The following is a 17,263-nucleotide window of genomic DNA, read 5'->3' as shown; positions in this document are numbered from 1 at the left end:
AGAGCATCACTCCCAAATCTCAGGCCCTGAGGCTGCTCCAGCAACGGCCCACTCCCAGCGCCAGCAACCAGCCCAGCACGCACATGCTGCCTGTCACCATCCACGTAAACTGCCAACCGCCCATCTGCATGGCCACGGCCGCCACCAGCGGCGGACCCACAAACTGCCCAACGCAAGACCATTGCTGCATGAAACCCACGGTGGTTGACACCGTGGCCTGGCTGGGCGCCAGATGCATGGCCGTTGTGAACAAGGTGGCCGGTATCAGGCCGCCCGTCGCTGAGAACAGTGCAACGGCCACGAAGCGCAGCCACAGCGGTGCCAAGGGCTCGCCGCCGATCTGCACATAGGCCAGCAGCGCCGTCAGCCCCATCAGCACATAGCCGGTCTGCAGGCAGCGCGCGGGACTCCAGCCCCGATGCAACAACCTGCCTGCGGCCACATTGCCCAGCATATTGCTGGCGGCGACCACGGCAGTCAGCAGGCCGGCCAGCTTGGCACTAAGTCCGGCCTCAGAATAGAGCGTGGGCAGAAAGCCGACAATGCCCATCCACTGACCCGAATACACCATAAAGCCCAGCGACACCAGCCAGGGGCCGGGGCTGCGCAATGTGAGCGCCAGACGCGGACGCCATCCTTCATCGGCAGTGGCTGCTACCGCTGCAGTGGCATCCGCAGGCACCATGCGCCAAACGGCATAGGCAGCCAAGGCGGAGGTACAACCCAGCGCAAGCCACCAGGCCTGCCAACTGGTCGCCTGCAGCACCCAAGGCCCAAGCAGCAAGCCCATGGCGCTGCCAATGGGCATATAGGAACCCCACCAGCCCATTCGCGCCCCCAGCTCTGACGGCTTGACGCTGCGACGAATCAGCCCTGGAGCAGGCATGGCGACCAGCAAGAATCCCAGACCCTCCAGAGCGCGCAGCGCCAGCAACCAGGCAAAGCCCGTGGCCGCAGCGCCCACCATGCTGGACAGCGCCATCAATAACAGCCCCATCAGCAAGCTGCGACGCAGACCCCATTTGTCGGCGCCCAGGCCCACCACCAGGCCCAGCACCATGCCCGCCACCTGAACGGTGGAAAGCAGAAATCCGGCCTGCACCAGGGACACGCCCAGTTGCTGCTGCAGCAGGGGCACGGCGGGCGGCAGCTTGCCCACATGCAGCGAGGCACTGACGCCGGCTGCGACGATGATCCATGAGGGGTTCAGACCCCGGTTAGTCACAGGCTCCACCACGTTGTCTCTTTTTCTCAGCTAGGTGATATGTCAACTATCTAGCATATGGCAAAACGCGAGACCGATTGACAAGCTTTGCTGCAAGCGCTGCCGGAGCATGCCACTCTCGCCCTGATCGCGTAAAAATTGTGCAAACTCGCTTTCATGGCCGACGACTCCGTTTGAAAGAACTCCATGCGCTCTTCGCTTGATTTCAGCTCCTGGACCTCCTTGCTCTCCACTGTGCTGGGCCTGTTGCTGGTGACCTGCCTGATGATGGGCATTCGCCTGTTGTTCATGCAGACCGTGCAAAAACGACGCGAGCGTGAGAACCGGCAGATCAACGAACGACTCAAGACCTTGATCGCCGCCTACAAAACGTTGGGCAGCTCGTTCACCGGCACGCTGAGCGTGAGCCCTCTGCATCTGCGCGAGCTCAGGCAAAACGATGAGACGCCGCCGCAACCGCCAGCCGGAGCTAGCCTGAACGAGCGCCGGCGTCGTATCCGGGATGCCGTGGAAGCCGCGCTGTCCGACATCATCCTGCTGGGTACCGAGGAGCAGGTGGAACTGGCGGCCCGGGCCGCCCGGGATATGGTGGCCGGTCGACCTATCGAGACCGCCGCGCTGGTCACCTCGCTGCGCGGCTTTATCCGCGACGCTCTGGATCTTGAACCCATTCCCTCGCATCTCCAGATACCGTCCCAGGGCCCGGCAAGGCCGAATACCGGGGGAGCCGGAGGGAATCGCAAGGCCGGTGAAGCTCAGGGTTCGGGCGGTCGCAGTGGCGCAGGCGCTCAGGGCACAGGCATGGGAGCGGGAGGCCTGGGGCTGGGCGCCGGACTGGGTTCAGGTCGGAGTACTGGTACGGGCAGCGAGGATCTCCCGGACCGTCGCTCATGACACCGCCTCGCCCAAGCCTCAGGCCCTTCTTGCTCAGAGAATGTCCAGCGGCTGCTTGAAGCGCGGCGGGGGCGAGGCAGCGTCGATCAGCGCAAGCTCCTCCGGGCCGAGCTTGAGCTGCAGTGCACGGGCGTTGTCTCGGATATGGTCTTCGGAACCGCTCTCGGGAATCGCTAGCACTTTGCCGCTGCGCAGAGCCCAGGCCAGAGCCACCACACTGGCACTGACACCATGGCGATCACCGATTTCAGCCAGCAGGCTGTGCTCAATCAGCTCTCCATGTCCTAGCGGGCAATAAGCCATCACGGTCACGCCATTCTTCTGGCACCAGGGCAGCAAGTCATATTCGATGCCGCGGCTGAAAACGTTGTAGAGCACCTGATTGACCACGCAGTTGCGTCCGCCCGGAACTTGCCACAGCTCCTGCATATCGTCAGTGTCGAAGTTGGAAACGCCCCAATGACGAATCTTGCCCTGCGTCTTCAGGTCCTCAAACGCGGCTACCGTCTCGGCCAGCGGCGTATTTCCGCGCCAGTGGAGCAGATAGAGGTCGATACAGTCCACTCCCAGCTTATGGGCGCTGGCCTCGAACGCACGCACCACTCCCTTGCGGCTGGCATGCATGGGTAGCACCTTGCTGACCAGAAAAGGCCGGGACCGACTTGGCGGCCAGTCACGCAGCACATCGCCAATCAGTTCTTCGGAAAGGCCGTCGCCATACATCTCGGCGGTGTCGATCACGCTCAAGCCGATTTGCAATCCGGTGAGCAAGGCCGCTTTCTCCTCGTCCCAGCTACGCCGCCCCTGGCCAAGGTGCCAGCTGCCCATGCCCAGATTGGCATGTCCCTGTAAGAAAGATATGGCACTGTGCATATGATCGATCTCCATGAAAAATCTTTAAAACATGCTTTTTGTCCGATATTACTGACGCTTTGATCTATCGATCCTGCTAATTTTGTCAGCTCAGTTTGAGCCGCGTTATGCTTCGCGTGCGAATCAACGACTGATGATTCGAATGAGTATGTGAAATCAAGTTCGCTATTACCAATAGCAATCCTCAATAAATTCATAACACGGGAGTTCATTGAATGTTCAAGTCCATCGCGGCCGCCGTTCTCGGCCTGTCACTTTCTCTGGGCGTCTGGGCCAAGACCGAAGCCACTCAGGAGTTACCGCCTGAAATCAAGGCCCTGCACTGGCAGGAAAGCGGCAAGGGAGAAATCGCTGACAAGGCCAGCGTCAAGATTCCATCGGGCTATGCCTTTCTCGGCGAGGCCGACACCTCAAAGCTGTTGCAGGCATTTGGCAACCCGCCCAGCAGCGATCACTTTCTGATAGCCCCCAAATCGCTGGACTGGTTTGCCGTGTTCTCGTATGACGACACTGGTTACGTGAAGGACGACGAAAAGATCGATGCCGACGACTTGCTCAAATCCATGCAGGCAGGCGACAAGGCCGGCAACGAACAGCGCAAGAAGCTGGGTCTTGAAGCGCTCTACACCGATGGCTGGCAGGTTCCCCCACATTACGACACAGCCACCAAGCGACTGGAGTGGGGTCTACGTCTGCGCGGCGAGTCGGGCGAGAAGAATGTCAACTACACCTCGCGCATTCTGGGCCGAAGCGGCGTGATGACTGCCACCCTGGTCTCCGACACCGCCACACTGGCCCAGAACACCGATGAATTCAAGAAGGTACTCGCCGGCTTCGACTACAACAGCGGCCAGACCTATGCCGAGTTCAAGAACGGTGACAAGGTCGCAGCCATCGGCCTGGGTGCACTGGTGCTCGGCGGCGCTGCCGCAGTGGCCACAAAGAAAGGCCTTTGGGGTGCGATTGCAGGCTTTCTGGCTGCAGGCTGGAAGATCATTGCAGCCGCAGCGGTCGCGCTGTTCGCAGGCATAGGCAAATTGTTTGGCCGCAAGAAAGCCGCAGAATAAGACCGTCGGTCGGTCGCAGCCTCAACCCCTGTAACCCCGCCCCGCGCATCGCTAAGATCGCGGGGTTTGTCTTTTCCCGAAAGCCGTCTTGTACTTCACGATCTCCACGCAGCTGCAGGTAGTTCTGGCCATTGTCCTGTTCTCTCTTTATGACGCGGCCTTGCTGCTCAAGCCAGAAGAGGGTTTGCTGCGCCCGCTGCGCTCGGGATGGCGGGTACAGCTGGCCAGCCGGGGCTTCGAGCTGCGTCAGAACCGCCTGCTATGGCTGCCTGTTTTTGCACTACACCAGCCCGTCTACCGGCAGCGCTGGAGCGCCACACAGATTCATCTGCCCGGTGACGCGGCATTTTCAAAGGCAATGGAGACACATGCCCGCAGCTTCAAAGCGTTTGCGCTGCCGCTGTATCTGCTGGCTGCGCTGCTGTTTCTCTGTCTTCCCGCTGCCTTGCTGGTGCTGCATTCCGAACTGCTGCAGCTGATCGCACTCGCGCTGATCTATCTGAGCACGGCCTGCCTGAGCTGGCTGGCCCTGCGCCACGGCAAGCAGGGCCACAGCAATCGGGCCTTCGCGCGCTCTACGGCGTTTCAGATTTTGCTGTGCCCGCCATTTGCCCTCAATGTGGTGCGCAAGCTTTCGCTGTCCTACGAGACTGAAGCCGATTTGCTGCAGGCGGCGCAGGCCCTCATGAGCGCCGCACAGTGGCAGGACCTTGCAGCACAGGTTCAGCAGCTGATGCAGCGCGAAATGGATGAAATTGCCGAGCTGCCCGAATATGCGCCAACGCTTGCGCAGATGCAGCAGGCGCTGCGGGTGCTGGAGCAAAACAGCGCCCGCAGCTGAACACGCCGTCAGACTGCCTCACAATAGCGGCTTCCATCACAGCGACCATCGCGAGCACACCATGGCCTTTGCCGACAACCTCAAGCAACTTCCCTCCATCGCCCATGTCGCCGAGCTACAGCTGATCGACTCCGACGGCAAGCTTGCCGCAAGCATTCCGAATGCGCCTGGAAAGGCCGGCTCTGTCACGGTCTACAACGCCCTCTACGCAAAACATGGCAGCATCAATGTCGCCGCCGCCGAAGAGGGTCTGCAGCTGTTTGCAGAGCACACCGAAGACGCCAAGGCACGCCCCGGCGCTCACCCCAATATCGATCGACTGCTGGAGGTGATTGCAAGCGGCAAGGGTTATGCCGTAACGGTGATTGCAGCCTGAGCGTCTTCAGGCCCTTTCCCGGTTAGAAAGGCTTGACCTTCTTGCCTTGCTTTCTAGCGCCTGAGGCAGAAGATATTCGGGGTCCGCACGCTGAACGCGGTTGCGCCCGGCGCTCTTGCCTCGATAAAGAGCGGCATCGGCCTGCTGCAGCGTGATGTCAAATGCCTGAGAAGTGATGAACGGATTGGAAACACCAATCGTCGCCGTGCAAGTGACAGAGCCGTGCAGGCTGATGCCAGGTATCGCGATTTCCGCAATCGCCGCACGTATTCTTTCGGCCAGTTGCAGAACTTCATCCCCCTTCAGGCCAGGGCAAAGAACCAGAAACTCCTCGCCGCCCAGACGACATTTCAGATCACTCCTGCGCGTGCTTTGCTGAATCGCTTCTGCCACGCGACACAGCACGTTGTCGCCAAACTGGTGCCCATAGTTGTCGTTGATGCGCTTGAAATGGTCAATGTCCACGATCAAGAGGTGGACCGGAGCGGCTTTCCTGACTGCAAAATGCGCCTCCAGCCCATCTAGCAAACCACGACGATTGAGCAGCTTGGTCAGCGGATCCTGCGCTGCCATGCTGCCGAGCTCGTCCGTCAGACGGCGCAACGCCAGCCAGACAGCGCCTGGCGGAATCACCGTACCGAGGAAGGACATATAGATATAGAACACCATCTGGAAACGGCTGTTCATGTCCAGAGCCTGCAATCCCCCCTGCAGGATCAGCATGAACTTCATGGCATTGAGAACACATATGCCCGCGATAAGGATGGCAAACACCACCATCTCCACGGCCATATTCCTGGCAAAGCTGCGCGTTCCCCAAAGCAAAGTGATCGTCATGCAGAGAAACAGCAAAGTGCATGCCGCAGCCAACATGGCCTGGCGAGCCTCCAGACCAAGCGTAGACTGCACCAGCACCTGAGCCGCGCTGTAGGCCAGTGCCAAAATCAGCAGCGGACGCCAGACCGGCGTCGGCCGATTGAAAAACCGCATCGCACCCACGACATACACTACCGGCGCGCAAAGCGTCAGCGTGTGATTGACGAGGCTCATCACACTCCAGCCAGGCTTGCCGCCCAGCAACTGCAATATATAGGCACAACCAAGCAGCAGATTGCCCAGCGCAAAGACCTCCATGCCCATTTTTCTGCCGGGCAGCCTGCGACTGATCAGCATGAACAGAACGCAAAAACACAACAGATGCACGCAGAGCATGCCAAGGATGACGGTCGCAACCATGAAATCGCTTATATCCGATAAAGCTAGGCGCCGTTTGGCCCAGGCAATGAGAACAGCCGGACCTGCGGATCAACAAAGCAGGTCTGGTCCAGGCTTTACTCATGCCTTCCTCCCCACTCTCAAGTGTTGGCAACTCTAATGCCTTGCGCCGAGCCGATAATGTCAACGCCGGTCAGGGCCTGCCAGCGAATCTGAGCGACGCCTGGCGCACCACCTCCGGCAACTGCTGCACCCGGGCATAACTCTCGCGCAGCCAGCTCGCATCGTTGCCGCCCTGCAGCACCTGGGTCAGCTCCTGCAAAGCGCTCTTGCCGGATGCCGGCGCATGACCGGTGATGCGCCCCAGCGTCTGCTCGATATGCTCGCGCAGCGGCAGTTGCTCGCTGGTGGCCGGGTCCACATAGGTGCCGTCCAGACCAAAGCGGCAGGCCTGGAAGCGGTTATAGGTATAGACCAGATAGTCGTCTTCGCTGGGTTCGAAGGGCTGCTCACTGAGGAACCAGGCGCCCAGTGCCTGAACATAGGCCGCCAGTTGCGCCGCGCGATGAATGGACAGCGGCGTATCGAAGACACGAACTTCCACAGTGCCGAACTCGGGCTTGGGACGGATATCCCAGTAAAAGTCCTTCATGCTGTGAATCACGCCCGTGGCAGCCATCTTGACAAAATAGCGCTCGAAGTCTTCCCAGTGCAAGGCAAATGGCGCACGCCCCGAGAGCGGAAATGCGAACACCGAGTTCAGACGCGCGGAGTCAAACGCCGTGTCCTGCCCCTGCACAAAGGGACTGGATGCGGACAGCGCAATGAAATGCGGGATATAGCGCGAGAGCCGGTGCAGCATCATCAGCGCATCATCGGCACTAGGACAGCCCACATGCACATGCTGGCCGAAGATGGTGAACTGCTTGGTCAGATAGCCGTACAGCGCCGTCAGTTCCTTGAAGCGCGGCTTGTCGTAAATGCGCTGCTGGTGCCATTGCTGAAACGGGTGCGTACCGCCGCCGGCCAGCGCGATATTGAGCCGGTCAGCCGCCTTGACCAGGGCATCGCGCGTGACCGCCAACTGCTCATACGCGTCCTGTGCATCGCTACAAATGCCGGTCGAGATTTCGATCATGCTGGCCGTCACCTCGGGAACGATGGAGCCCGGAACCTTAGCGTTCTTGAGCAGAGCCAGCATATCGGGCGCATAAGGCGTCATATCGTAGTGATGGGTGTTGAGCAGCTGCAGCTCCAGCTCCACGCCCAGCGTCAACGCCTGAGATGGCGCGAATTCGCCCAGACCATCGGTCGCTGCCGATTGAATGTGTTCGACTTCATGCGTCATGACGCCTCTCCCCTCTTTGCAAGGCTGCGCGGCCCACGCCGCGATGGGCATCGCCGCTGCGCCACAGCGCCGTGGCAGCCAGCAGCACACCCAGTACCTCACACAAGGCAATCATGGGCAAGGCAATGGCCGCGAGCTGCTGGGCCACGCTGGCATTGAAAGCAGTCCACTGCGACACCAGAGCAGAGACCATAAGCAGGGCCACACCCGAGAGCGCAAACTGTCCGCAGGCCACGGGCCACTGTCTGCGCCAGCCTATGGCCGTACCGTGCCCCAATAGCAAAACTGCAGAAAATTTGCCAACTGCCCTTGCCAGTACGGCGCTAGCCACTACCGAAACAAGAGCGAACGACATGCCGACCTGGGCTGCCATACTGGCAACCAGTACAAACATCAGCAGATTGAGCATGGCATTGGCCGCCTGAAAGGCCTGGGGCCAGATCAATGGCATGGGACTGAGATTGCGCAGCATCAGCCCCGCTACCATAAAGCCCAGCGCGGCCGAACCACCCCATTGCTCTGCCAGCAGACAGACCGCAGTCATTGCCGCGAGCAGATAGAAGGCCGTGCTGTCGCTGCGCGATGACTGCCAACGCAACACCGGCCAAAAAGCGGCCGTGACCAGCAAGGCCCAGAACAGGGTCAGCAGCAGGCTGAGCAGCAAACGTCCCAGTCCCGCAGCCGAGAACTGCAGGCCGCCGCCCGCCGCAGCTGCGGCAGGAACAAATACTACCGTCAGCACCAGCGCCCCCAGCAGCGCCAGCAAGGTGCTGATGGTTGCCAGCAGCAGACTGCGATCCGTCACTGCACCGCTGGCACGCAAATCATCGGCAATGCGCAGCAGTACGGCTGGCGATGCTGCCATGGATATCACGCCGACGGCCAGCGCCACGGCCCAGCCCCAACCCAGCGCCAACAAAGCGGCGGTCACCACCACCAGAGTCAACAACGACTCGCCCAGGCTTTGCAGCAGCAGCCAGGGCTGACGCAGCAGCCAGGGAAGGGAAACTTGAGATGCAGCCAGCAACAGGCTCGCGCCCACGGCCAGCTCCAGCAGCAGCGCCGAACTGCCCTGCAAAGGCCAGGGCAGGTCACCAAACCCCACCCAGCCGGCCACCAGGCCGACCATGGTGTAGCCCAGCATGCGTGGATAGCCGGTAAAGCGATGAACCAGATGACCGAGCAAGGCGGCGGCCGAAACCAGCACGCACCAGCTCAGCAGCGGTGGAAAGCCGGCAGGCCAGATGCCCGCCTCCAGATTGCCGAACGGCATATAGCGCCCTCCTGTATCAAGACCCGGACAGTGCAGCAAGTCGCGTCACCAGGGTTGGTGCAGGCAGCGTTGCGAAAGAGATGCGGTCAGCGCCGCGTGAAATCCCGGCCATGCGCCGGAATGCAACACCTGCTATTGCACAACCAGCTCTTCACCCACAGGATCAAGGCGGCCGCCACGCACGCCCCAACTCCTGTTGAGATAACGACAGAAACTATCTCGGAGCGCTACAAACATCATAGAGCTCCTGCATCCAATGGCGTTACAGGGTGTCAGCCTTCCGACATTTCTGTGACCGAATGCATTGCTTGGTGCAGTTTTGCAAACCAGCGGATCATGAAAAACGCCGGGCTCAACTCTGCGTTGACCCGGCGTAGGCATGTATGGCAAAACTGCGCTGTCAGGCTGGCAGCTTGCCGTCCTTCAGCAGCGCACCCACCAGCGCCACCCAGTAACGCATGCCCAGCGGCAGATTGGCGTCATTGAAGTCATACTTGGGATTGTGCAGCGAGGCACTGTCCTCGCCATTGCCCAGCCAGATATAGACGCCCGGGTATTCCTGCGCCATGAAGGCAAAGTCTTCCGAGGCCATGCTGGGCACCATATCGCGGCGCACCTTGCCCTCGCCCAGCACGCTGGTCAGCACCTCGGCGCAGACTTCGGCATGCTGGGGGTTGTTGATGGTCGCGGGGTAGCTGACGCGGTAGTCGAGATGGGCCTCCAGGCCGTGCAGCGCGCAAGTCGCGGAGATCGCATCACGAAAACGCTGTTCGATGCGCGCACGCTGAGGCATGTCAAAGCAGCGCACGGTGCCACGCAGCTTGATGACTTCGGGCATCACGTTGTAGGTATCGCCGGCGTTGAAGCTGGTTACGCTAAGCACGGCCGGCTTGTGAACCTCCTGTTCGCGCGCGATCAGCGCGGGAAGATGGGTCACCAGTTGGCAGGCAGCCAGCAGTGCGTCCTTGCCCAGATGAGGCATGGCGGCATGGCAACCCTTGCCGGTCAGCGTCAGGTCAAAGATGTCGAAGGCCGCCATCACGGCCGTGGAATGCACCGCTGCCGTTCCCACAGGCAGGCCCGGCCAGTTATGCATGCTGTAGACCGCGTCCATGGGGAAGCGCTTGAACAACCCGGCTTCGATCATGGCTCGCGCGCCACCTTCGTTTTCCTCGGCGGGCTGGAAGACGAAATGCACGGTCCCCGCAAAATCGGGCGCCGAGGCCAGAGCCTGGGCCGCCCCCAGCAACATGCTGGTATGGCCGTCATGGCCGCAGGCATGCATACGGCCGGCGTGCGTGGACGCATGCTCGCACTGGTTGAGCTCCGTCACATTCAACGCGTCCATATCGGCGCGCAGGCCGATGGAGGGGCCTGCGCCCATATTGCCCTTGAGCACGGCAACCACGCCCGTACCGGCCAGGCCGGTGTGTACATCCAGACCAAAGCTCTTCAGCAGTTCGGCCACGCGTGCGCTGGTGCGGTGCTCCTGAAACGCGGTTTCGGGATGACGGTGAAAGTCATGGCGCCAGGCTTGCAGTTCCTGCTGGCCGGGCCACTTGATGGTGTTCATCATGGTCGTGCTCCGGCTTTACAGCGTATGGACAAAGGTCTGGGCGATCAGGGTCGCAGCCAGGAACACACCGGCATTGGCCAGCAGCGAAACCACGACGATGCGCCAGCCCAAACGGCGGAAGGCCGGGATGTCCTTGGCCAGCGACAGGCCCGCGAAAGTCAGCATGGGCGTGATCATGGCCAGAAAGTTGACCTTGCCGGTGAGCGCAGCCACTTCGGCGGCATAAGGCGTGAGCGGGAATGTCATGGCCATGGCGATGAACGAGATCCAGCACACGGCAGGCAGCATGCGGCGCGTGCCGACGTAGATCAGATCACCGACAAACACGGCAGCAATGATGAGCAGCACGCCGGGCAGCGCATCCATCACCGGCACGCCATGGCCGATGCGGTTGCCAATCAGCACCATGGCGCCGACCAGGACCCAGGAAGCGAAGCGCATGCCCAGACCCAGCGCTGGCACCTGCGCCTGCTCTTCGTCCTTGGCTGCCGACAGATCCACGGCCTGCTCCACCACGGCCTGCTTGCGCTTGCGGCCCAGAATCGGCTCCAGCCATTGATAGGCGCGCAAGGCCAGGGGCAGCGAGATGAACAACGTCAGATAAGTGCCCACCGTCGTTGCGATCAGATTGGCGGCAGCGGCAAAAGTGGCGATCTGGTCGCTCATTTCGGGATGCTGGGCGGCGATCGCGCCCACGGCGGCGGCCGTCATGCTGCCCGAACCCACGCCGGCGCCCATGCCCAGGGCCAGCGGGTGGAAGATATTGAGGCTGGAGACAAAGCCGGCCAGCAGCGAGATGAAGATGGCGCCGATCAGAGTGCCCGTGATGTACTCGGCCAGCACTCCGCGGCCTTCGGGCGAATCCATGCCGAAACGCTCGCCGATGATGGCCAGGCCCGGTTCACGGCCGATGGAGAACGTCGCGCCAATCGCTTCGCGCTTGATCCCCAGCAGCAGCGCCACGGGCATGCCCAGGGCCACGCAACCGACCAAGTTGCCCAACTCCTGCAACACCAGTCCCCAGCCGACTTCCGCCAGCTTGGGCAGCGAACCACCGACCAGCAGGCCCAGCTTGGCAATGAACAGGAACAGCGCGCAGGACAGCACGGCGGCGGCCAGATTCTGGCTGTACAGGCTCAGTTGCAGCGGGCCGGGCATGCGCTTGCGCAGCAGACCCAGCACCAGGCCGATGAGCAGCGCCCAGATCATGGGCAGCAGCACCACCTTGCCCACGCCCAGCGAAATGGGCAGCGGCCCCAGCCACTCGGACAATGCCGCGATCACCAGCGCCAGCGCAAATACCTGCACCACGCTGCCCACATTCAACGCGGCCTTGGCCGGCTGCACCTCTGTACGCATCAACTTTCCTTGCGCACGACGGCCGCTGCCGACGCGCTGAAATAGCTTTGAACCCTGAAAATGGGCACGGCCAGCCCAAGCTGGCGCTCACCCATGCGGGCGCTGAATATAACAATGCATTTATTGCATACGCATTCTTTTTCTGTTCTAAAAAAGTGAACATACGTATGAATACAGATGTAATTTGGCGACGACAATCGCAGCATGCCCGCCTTTCAAGACTCCCGCGCCCGCTATCTGTTTGAAGCCGTCTACTGCGGCTCCGTTCGTGCCGCCGCCGAAAAACTGGGCATCGTGCCCTCGGCCGTCAGCCGCCAGATCAGCCTGCTCGAAGAGGAACTGGGCCTGGCCCTGCTGGAGCGCCATCGCAACGGCGTGGTACCCACCGAGGCTGGCCAGTTGCTGCTGGACTATCACCGCGAACACACGGCCCACCGCCACGACATGCTGGCCAAGGTCGATGCGCTTCGCGGGCTGCACAGCGGCAGTGTCAGCGTGGTCAGCGGCGAAGGCTTTGCGCAGGAGCTTATCGACGGGCCCATACGCAATTTTCGCCAGCAATACCCGGGCGTCAGCATCTCGCTGGAAATCTACGGCACGACCGAGATCATGCGCCGGATTCGCGAGGACGCTGCCGAGATCGGCCTGGTCTACTACCCGCCCGCCGACAGCCATATCACCGCACGCGGTACGGCGCGCCAGCCCATGCACGCCATCGTCCACTCCCAGCACCCGCTGGCCAGCGCAGCCCAGACTTCGCTGCAGGAGCTCAGCCAATGGCCTATTGCTATGCTTCAAGGTGTGTATGGCATTCGCCAGCTCGTGGAATATGCCGAACGCAAGGACAAGATCCACCTCAGCCCCGCGCTGACCAGCAATCTCATCAGCGTGCTGCTGGCCTTTGTCACCAGCGGCCAGGGCGTGACGCTGCTGCCGCCCTGCTCCGTCACGGCCGAGCTGGCAAGCGGGCGCCTGCGCGCCATTCCCATTCACAACCCTGCATTTCAGGATGCGGAGATGCAGCTCATCACTCGCACCGGCCGCCATCTGTCCCCTGCCGCCAATCGCTTTTTGCTGTATTGCATGCAAGGCATGCAGGCGTTCCAGGAACCATGAGCGGCGACCCGCGGCCCGCAAGACTCCAGGTCAGGCCGCCTGAGCATGCTGAGGACGCCGCTGCACTTGCCTTAGACTGCACGCAGCATGCAAACCAGTCTGGCTCTCACTCCCTCGCAACTGAGCGAATTCCTTCTCAACGTCGCTACCGTACGCCCCGTGTTCATCTGGGGACCGCCAGGCATAGGCAAATCGGCACTGGTCCAGAACTTTGCGCAAAGCGTGGGGCTTGATTGCGTGTCCCTGCTGGGCAGTCAGCTCGCTCCCGAGGACTTGCTGGGCGTGCCGCAGATCATTGACGGCATAACCCGCTTCTGCCCGCCCGCCATGATTGCGCGCGAGCAGCCTTATTGCCTGTTCCTGGACGAGCTCAACGCCTGCAGCCAGGATGTGCAAAAAGCCTTCTACAGCCTGATTCTGGAGCGCCGCGTGGGCGAGTACCTGATGCCCGAGGGCTCCATCGTGATTGCGGCTGGCAACCGCGCCCAGGATTCCGCGATTGTGCGCACCATGTCCTCGGCGCTGGTCAACCGCATGATTCACGTGCAACTCAAGGTCAGCGCCAGCGAGTGGCGGCAATGGGCGCAGCAAGCCCAGCTGCATGCCCTGGTGCTCGAATACCTGGCCCAGCGCCCCGATCACCTGTGGAGCCAGCCGCCCAAGCATGAAGAGGCGTTTTCCACGCCGCGCTCCTGGCATATGCTCAGCGACGCCTTGCTCTCCTATGGCGATGCGCTGAGTCTGCATACGCTCGAAGCCCTGAGCAGCGGCTGCCTCACGCCCCAGCATGCGGCGCAGTTCAAGGCCTTCTACAAGCTGGCCGACGACCGTCACCGTCTGGACGCCATCTTCAAGGGCGACGCCAACTGGCCCCATGCGCCGCAGGACAGGGATGTGCTGTATTTCCTGGCCCAGGCCTTCCGTGCGCGTCTGCTCAAGATCCTGCCCGCCGACAAGCAGCAAAGCGGCGGCGAGCTGCAGCAGACCGTGCACCGCTCCAAGGCCATGCTCAAGGAGCTGGCCCAGATCAGCCTGGAAATGGCGCAGATCGTCACCGCCGAAAGCGACGGCCAGACCTTGCCCGCCTGGTATATGGTGGAAATCGTGCGCGACCTGCCACGCCTGGTGGAAGCGCGCGAAGCGGCCAGAGCCTGATGGCCAAGCCCCCAACGCGCGAAACGCCAGCCACCCAGGCCTATACGCAAGGCCTGGCCATGCTGCAGGCACATCCCATCTTTACCGAACTCAGCCGCAGCCTGGGCTTTGTGCGCAGCGCCCATTCCCAGTGTCCGGCCCATGGCTGGGCGCAGGCCAGCCTCAACCAACAGCGCTTTACCGGCCAGATCGACATCCACCCCAAGCGCATGGCCGGTCCCGAGGAATGGGCATATTGCCTTGGGCGGGCCACGCTCAGCTACGCGCTGGAGCTGTTTCAGCGCGACCGCAGCCACTGGGCGCAATGGAGCGCGGCCTGCGACGTGGTCACGGCCCGCTTCATCCAGACCATCAAGCTCGGACGTCCGCCCGAAGGCATGGAATTACCCGACGGACTGCCCCAGCGCGACGAGGCACAGTGGTATGCCCAGTTCTGCGAACAGGGCATACCCTCCTGGGCGCAGGCGCTGAGTCTTGCCGGTCCCGGCCAGGGCGGCGCTCACCCCAGCCTGGCCTTGCCAGAGCAATGGCCTGAGCCGGCCTCATCCGCCAGCAAGCCTCAGCCATACTGGCGCAGGTACGGCAACTGGCCCGAAATGTTTGCTGCGGGCCTGGCTCGCTCCGTCACCCAATCCGTGGAAATGGCTGCGGGCGTGCGCCGCGATTTTGGCCAGAGCCTGCCTGCCAGCAGCGCGCTAGACCGCGCACGCCACTGGTTCATGGACAGCTTTCCGCTGCTGGGCAGCATGGTCGCGGCGTTTGACATCATGGAGGACGCCAGCATCTGCGAGCGCGAGGACATTGCCGTCGCCGCGGTCGACGAGATACTGCGCACCATCTACATCAACCCCGGCCCGCACCTGTCCGAGCTGGAGCTGCGCTTCGTCATCGCCCACGAAGTTCTGCATGTCGCCCTGCGCCATCTGCCGCGCCGGCGCGGGCGCGAGCCGTTTCTCTGGAACGTGGCCTGCGACTTCGTCATCAACGACTGGCTGATTCAGATGGACGTGGGCCAGCCGCCGGGCATAGGCCTGCTCTACGACCCGGAGCTGCGCGGACTCAGCGCGGAAGAGGTCTACGACCGCATCGCGGGCGATCTGCGCCGCATGCGCAAGCTGCGCACCCTGGCCGGTGGCCAGGGCGACATGCTGGAGCGCAATGTGGGCGGCCAGCGCAAGGCTGGCGACTACACCGATATCGACGAATTCTGCCGCACCCAGCTGGGCAAAGGCTTGCTGCGCCATGAGCAAGACGCACGCGGCCTGCTGCCTGCGGGATTGATCGAGGAAATCCGCGCTCTGCTGCAGCCGCCGATTGACTGGCAGGTGGAGCTGGCGCGCTGGTTCGACCACCACTTTCCGCCCGTAGAGACGCGGCGCAGCTATGCCCGTATCAGCCGCCGTCAAAGCGCCACGCCCGATATTCCCCGGCCCCGCATTCAGGCCGACAGCCGCTGGCTGGAAGGCCGCACCTTCGGCGTGGTGCTGGACACCTCGGGCTCCATGGAGCGCCATGTGCTGGCCAAGGCTCTGGGCGCCATCGCAAGCTACGCCGATGCCAAGAATGTGCCCGCTGTGCGCCTGATATGCTGCGACGCTGCCGCCTACGATCTGGGCTATCTGCCTGCCGCCGACATTGCCCAGCGCATCGCCCTCAAGGGCCGTGGCGGCACCGTGCTGCAACCGGGCGTGGATCTGCTGCTCCAGGACGACGACTTTCCCAAGGACGGCCCCATCCTCATCATCACCGATGGTCAATGCGACCAGCTGCGCGTGCCGCGCGAGCATGCCTATCTGCTGCCGCCCGGCCGCAAGCTGCCGTTTCGCACGGCTGCGCCCATCTTTGTGATGGACTGAAACCAGCCAGGCTCATGCAGCGCATGCCGTCCATATCGGCGCGCAAAGGCCTCTCAATCCACACCTGGGCGACCCACTACTGCTTTGCGGCTAGGCTTGGTGCTTGTTATTTTGAAAGAAAGCCAATCCTTGAGCACGACGACTTTTCCCTCTTGCCCCCAATGCGGCCTGAGCAATACCTACCCCGATGGCGATCTGCTGATCTGCCCCGACTGCGCCCATGAATGGTCGGCCCATGCAGAAGCCATTGCCGATGAAGACAACGGCCCCCGCATCATCAAGGACGCCAACGGCACGCCGCTGGCCGACGGCGACAGCGTGCTGCTGGTCAAGGACCTGAAGGTCAAAGGTTCCTCTACCGTCATCAAAAAAGGCACCAAGATCAAAGGCATTCGCCTGGTCTATGACAACGGCGACCATGACGTGGACTGCAAGACTGATCAGGGTCCATTCATTCTCAAATCCGAGTTTCTGAAAAAGGCCTGAGGCAGCACTCCCCATCGCTGAACCCAGCGATCCACCAACGCCCGGAGCCATGCCGGGCGTGTCCGCTAGCACAATGTGGCGGCTCAAAAGCTCTGGCAACCCGCTTGCGCGAATAGAAGCCCAACTGGCTCCTTTCCGCGCTGGCCGTTATCAAAAATACATACTCGGCCACATCAGCTATCCGCAGATGAAACGGCTGTCTGCCTCCCGTGCTAGTGCTAGTTCAGGCGCAGCATGGCTCTCAATGGCGCACGCCATCGCCGCGCAAGCCTGCAGCATCTTCCGCTGCCTTGCCGCAGCAAGGCCGACCCTAAGGCTTACCCTCGGATGTCATGATCTGGCAACTGAATTGCGGCATGCGTTAAGTCCATTCAGGGCACCAGCCCTACATTGCCCCCTCGAACTCCTTGATTTCTGCCCCCGCAGAGGTCAAGACAGGCTGATGCATACCTGTGCGCAGCCAGGTCCAGGCCATGAAGGGCAATAGCAGGAAATGAACCGGGAACTCGAAGGCAAGCAATCCAATCACTGGTCACAACCACAGTCTCCGCCGTGACCTCGTGAGTTCCAGGTACCAAGACTTGGCAGCCTGTGCCCCACGGC

15 protein-coding genes are annotated in these 17,263 nt (G+C 61.9%); 8 read left to right on the top strand and 7 right to left on the bottom strand.

Annotation, left to right across the window (positions count from 1 at the left end; all coding sequences use genetic code 11):
• Nucleotides 1-19: 19 nt before the first annotated feature.
• Entirely contained in the window at nucleotides 20-1,234 is a 1,215-nt protein-coding gene (locus tag MPZ60_RS12185) for a CynX/NimT family MFS transporter (RefSeq protein ID WP_034356009.1), read from the bottom strand.
• Nucleotides 1,235-1,411: 177 nt separating this feature from the next.
• On the opposite strand from MPZ60_RS12185, the gene MPZ60_RS12180 reads away from it, so the two are divergent.
• Complete coding sequence (locus tag MPZ60_RS12180; protein WP_034355911.1) at nucleotides 1,412-2,119, top strand: hypothetical protein; 708 nt, start codon at nucleotides 1,412-1,414, stop codon at nucleotides 2,117-2,119.
• Between the two features lie 33 nt (nucleotides 2,120-2,152).
• On the opposite strand, the gene MPZ60_RS12175 is transcribed toward MPZ60_RS12180, so the two are convergent.
• A complete protein-coding gene (locus tag MPZ60_RS12175; protein ID WP_187771859.1) occupies nucleotides 2,153-3,007 on the bottom strand; it encodes an aldo/keto reductase in 855 nt (284 codons plus the stop codon).
• A 200-nt stretch (nucleotides 3,008-3,207) separates the two neighbouring features.
• On the opposite strand from MPZ60_RS12175, the gene MPZ60_RS12170 reads away from it, so the two are divergent.
• The 3 genes from MPZ60_RS12170 (at nucleotide 3,208) to MPZ60_RS12160 (ending at nucleotide 5,276) form a co-directional block, all read left to right on the top strand.
• The gene (locus MPZ60_RS12170) at nucleotides 3,208-4,059 is read left to right on the top strand and encodes a DUF2167 domain-containing protein (protein ID WP_034355905.1); all 852 of its coding nucleotides are present in this window, start codon (nucleotides 3,208-3,210) and stop codon (nucleotides 4,057-4,059) included.
• An 88-nt stretch (nucleotides 4,060-4,147) separates the two neighbouring features.
• Complete coding sequence (locus MPZ60_RS12165; protein WP_034355902.1) at nucleotides 4,148-4,900, top strand: hypothetical protein; 753 nt, start codon at nucleotides 4,148-4,150, stop codon at nucleotides 4,898-4,900.
• A gap of 61 nt (nucleotides 4,901-4,961) precedes the next feature.
• A complete protein-coding gene (locus tag MPZ60_RS12160) occupies nucleotides 4,962-5,276 on the top strand; it encodes a DUF2322 family protein (protein ID WP_004340880.1) in 315 nt (104 codons plus the stop codon).
• Between the two features lie 6 nt (nucleotides 5,277-5,282).
• On the opposite strand, the gene MPZ60_RS12155 is transcribed toward MPZ60_RS12160, so the two are convergent.
• The 5 genes from MPZ60_RS12155 to MPZ60_RS12135 form a co-directional block, all read right to left on the bottom strand.
• On the bottom strand, nucleotides 5,283-6,512 hold the full coding sequence (locus MPZ60_RS12155) for a GGDEF domain-containing protein (RefSeq protein WP_034355898.1): 1,230 nt from the start codon (nucleotides 6,510-6,512) through the stop codon (nucleotides 5,283-5,285).
• 172 nt (nucleotides 6,513-6,684) lie between these two features.
• Nucleotides 6,685-7,839: a YbdK family carboxylate-amine ligase gene (locus MPZ60_RS12150; RefSeq protein ID WP_034355895.1), complete on the bottom strand. Its 1,155-nt coding sequence runs from the start codon at nucleotides 7,837-7,839 to the stop codon at nucleotides 6,685-6,687.
• Complete coding sequence (locus MPZ60_RS12145) at nucleotides 7,829-9,112, bottom strand: cation:proton antiporter (RefSeq protein ID WP_004340874.1); 1,284 nt, start codon at nucleotides 9,110-9,112, stop codon at nucleotides 7,829-7,831. Before MPZ60_RS12145 ends, MPZ60_RS12150 begins: the two co-directional genes overlap by 11 nt.
• 400 nt (nucleotides 9,113-9,512) lie before the next feature.
• Nucleotides 9,513-10,688 (bottom strand): M20 aminoacylase family protein, encoded by a 1,176-nt coding sequence (locus MPZ60_RS12140; protein ID WP_034355892.1) that lies wholly within the window; start codon nucleotides 10,686-10,688, stop codon nucleotides 9,513-9,515.
• A 15-nt stretch (nucleotides 10,689-10,703) separates the two neighbouring features.
• Nucleotides 10,704-12,047, bottom strand: a complete 1,344-nt coding sequence (locus MPZ60_RS12135) for a DUF3100 domain-containing protein (protein ID WP_012838321.1) — start codon at nucleotides 12,045-12,047, stop codon at nucleotides 10,704-10,706.
• A gap of 204 nt (nucleotides 12,048-12,251) precedes the next feature.
• On the opposite strand from MPZ60_RS12135, the gene MPZ60_RS12130 reads away from it, so the two are divergent.
• From MPZ60_RS12130 to MPZ60_RS12115, 4 genes are all read left to right on the top strand, one after another.
• Entirely contained in the window at nucleotides 12,252-13,163 is a 912-nt protein-coding gene (locus tag MPZ60_RS12130) for a LysR family transcriptional regulator (RefSeq protein ID WP_034355889.1), read from the top strand.
• An 87-nt stretch (nucleotides 13,164-13,250) separates the two neighbouring features.
• Nucleotides 13,251-14,318: an AAA family ATPase gene (locus tag MPZ60_RS12125; protein WP_034355886.1), complete on the top strand. Its 1,068-nt coding sequence runs from the start codon at nucleotides 13,251-13,253 to the stop codon at nucleotides 14,316-14,318.
• Nucleotides 14,318-16,174, top strand: coding sequence for a hypothetical protein (locus MPZ60_RS12120; protein ID WP_034355883.1), 1,857 nt, complete (start codon nucleotides 14,318-14,320; stop codon nucleotides 16,172-16,174). The genes MPZ60_RS12125 and MPZ60_RS12120 overlap by 1 nt, the downstream gene beginning before the upstream one ends.
• 129 nt (nucleotides 16,175-16,303) lie before the next feature.
• Nucleotides 16,304-16,660: a zinc ribbon domain-containing protein YjdM gene (locus MPZ60_RS12115; RefSeq protein ID WP_034355880.1), complete on the top strand. Its 357-nt coding sequence runs from the start codon at nucleotides 16,304-16,306 to the stop codon at nucleotides 16,658-16,660.
• Nucleotides 16,661-17,263: the final 603 nt, after the last annotated feature.

Source organism: Comamonas sp. 7D-2 (assembly GCF_022749555.1).
GTDB classification, from domain to species: Bacteria; Pseudomonadota; Gammaproteobacteria; order Burkholderiales; family Burkholderiaceae_C; genus Comamonas; species Comamonas thiooxydans.
This window is presented reverse-complemented; position numbering and strand designations above follow the sequence as displayed.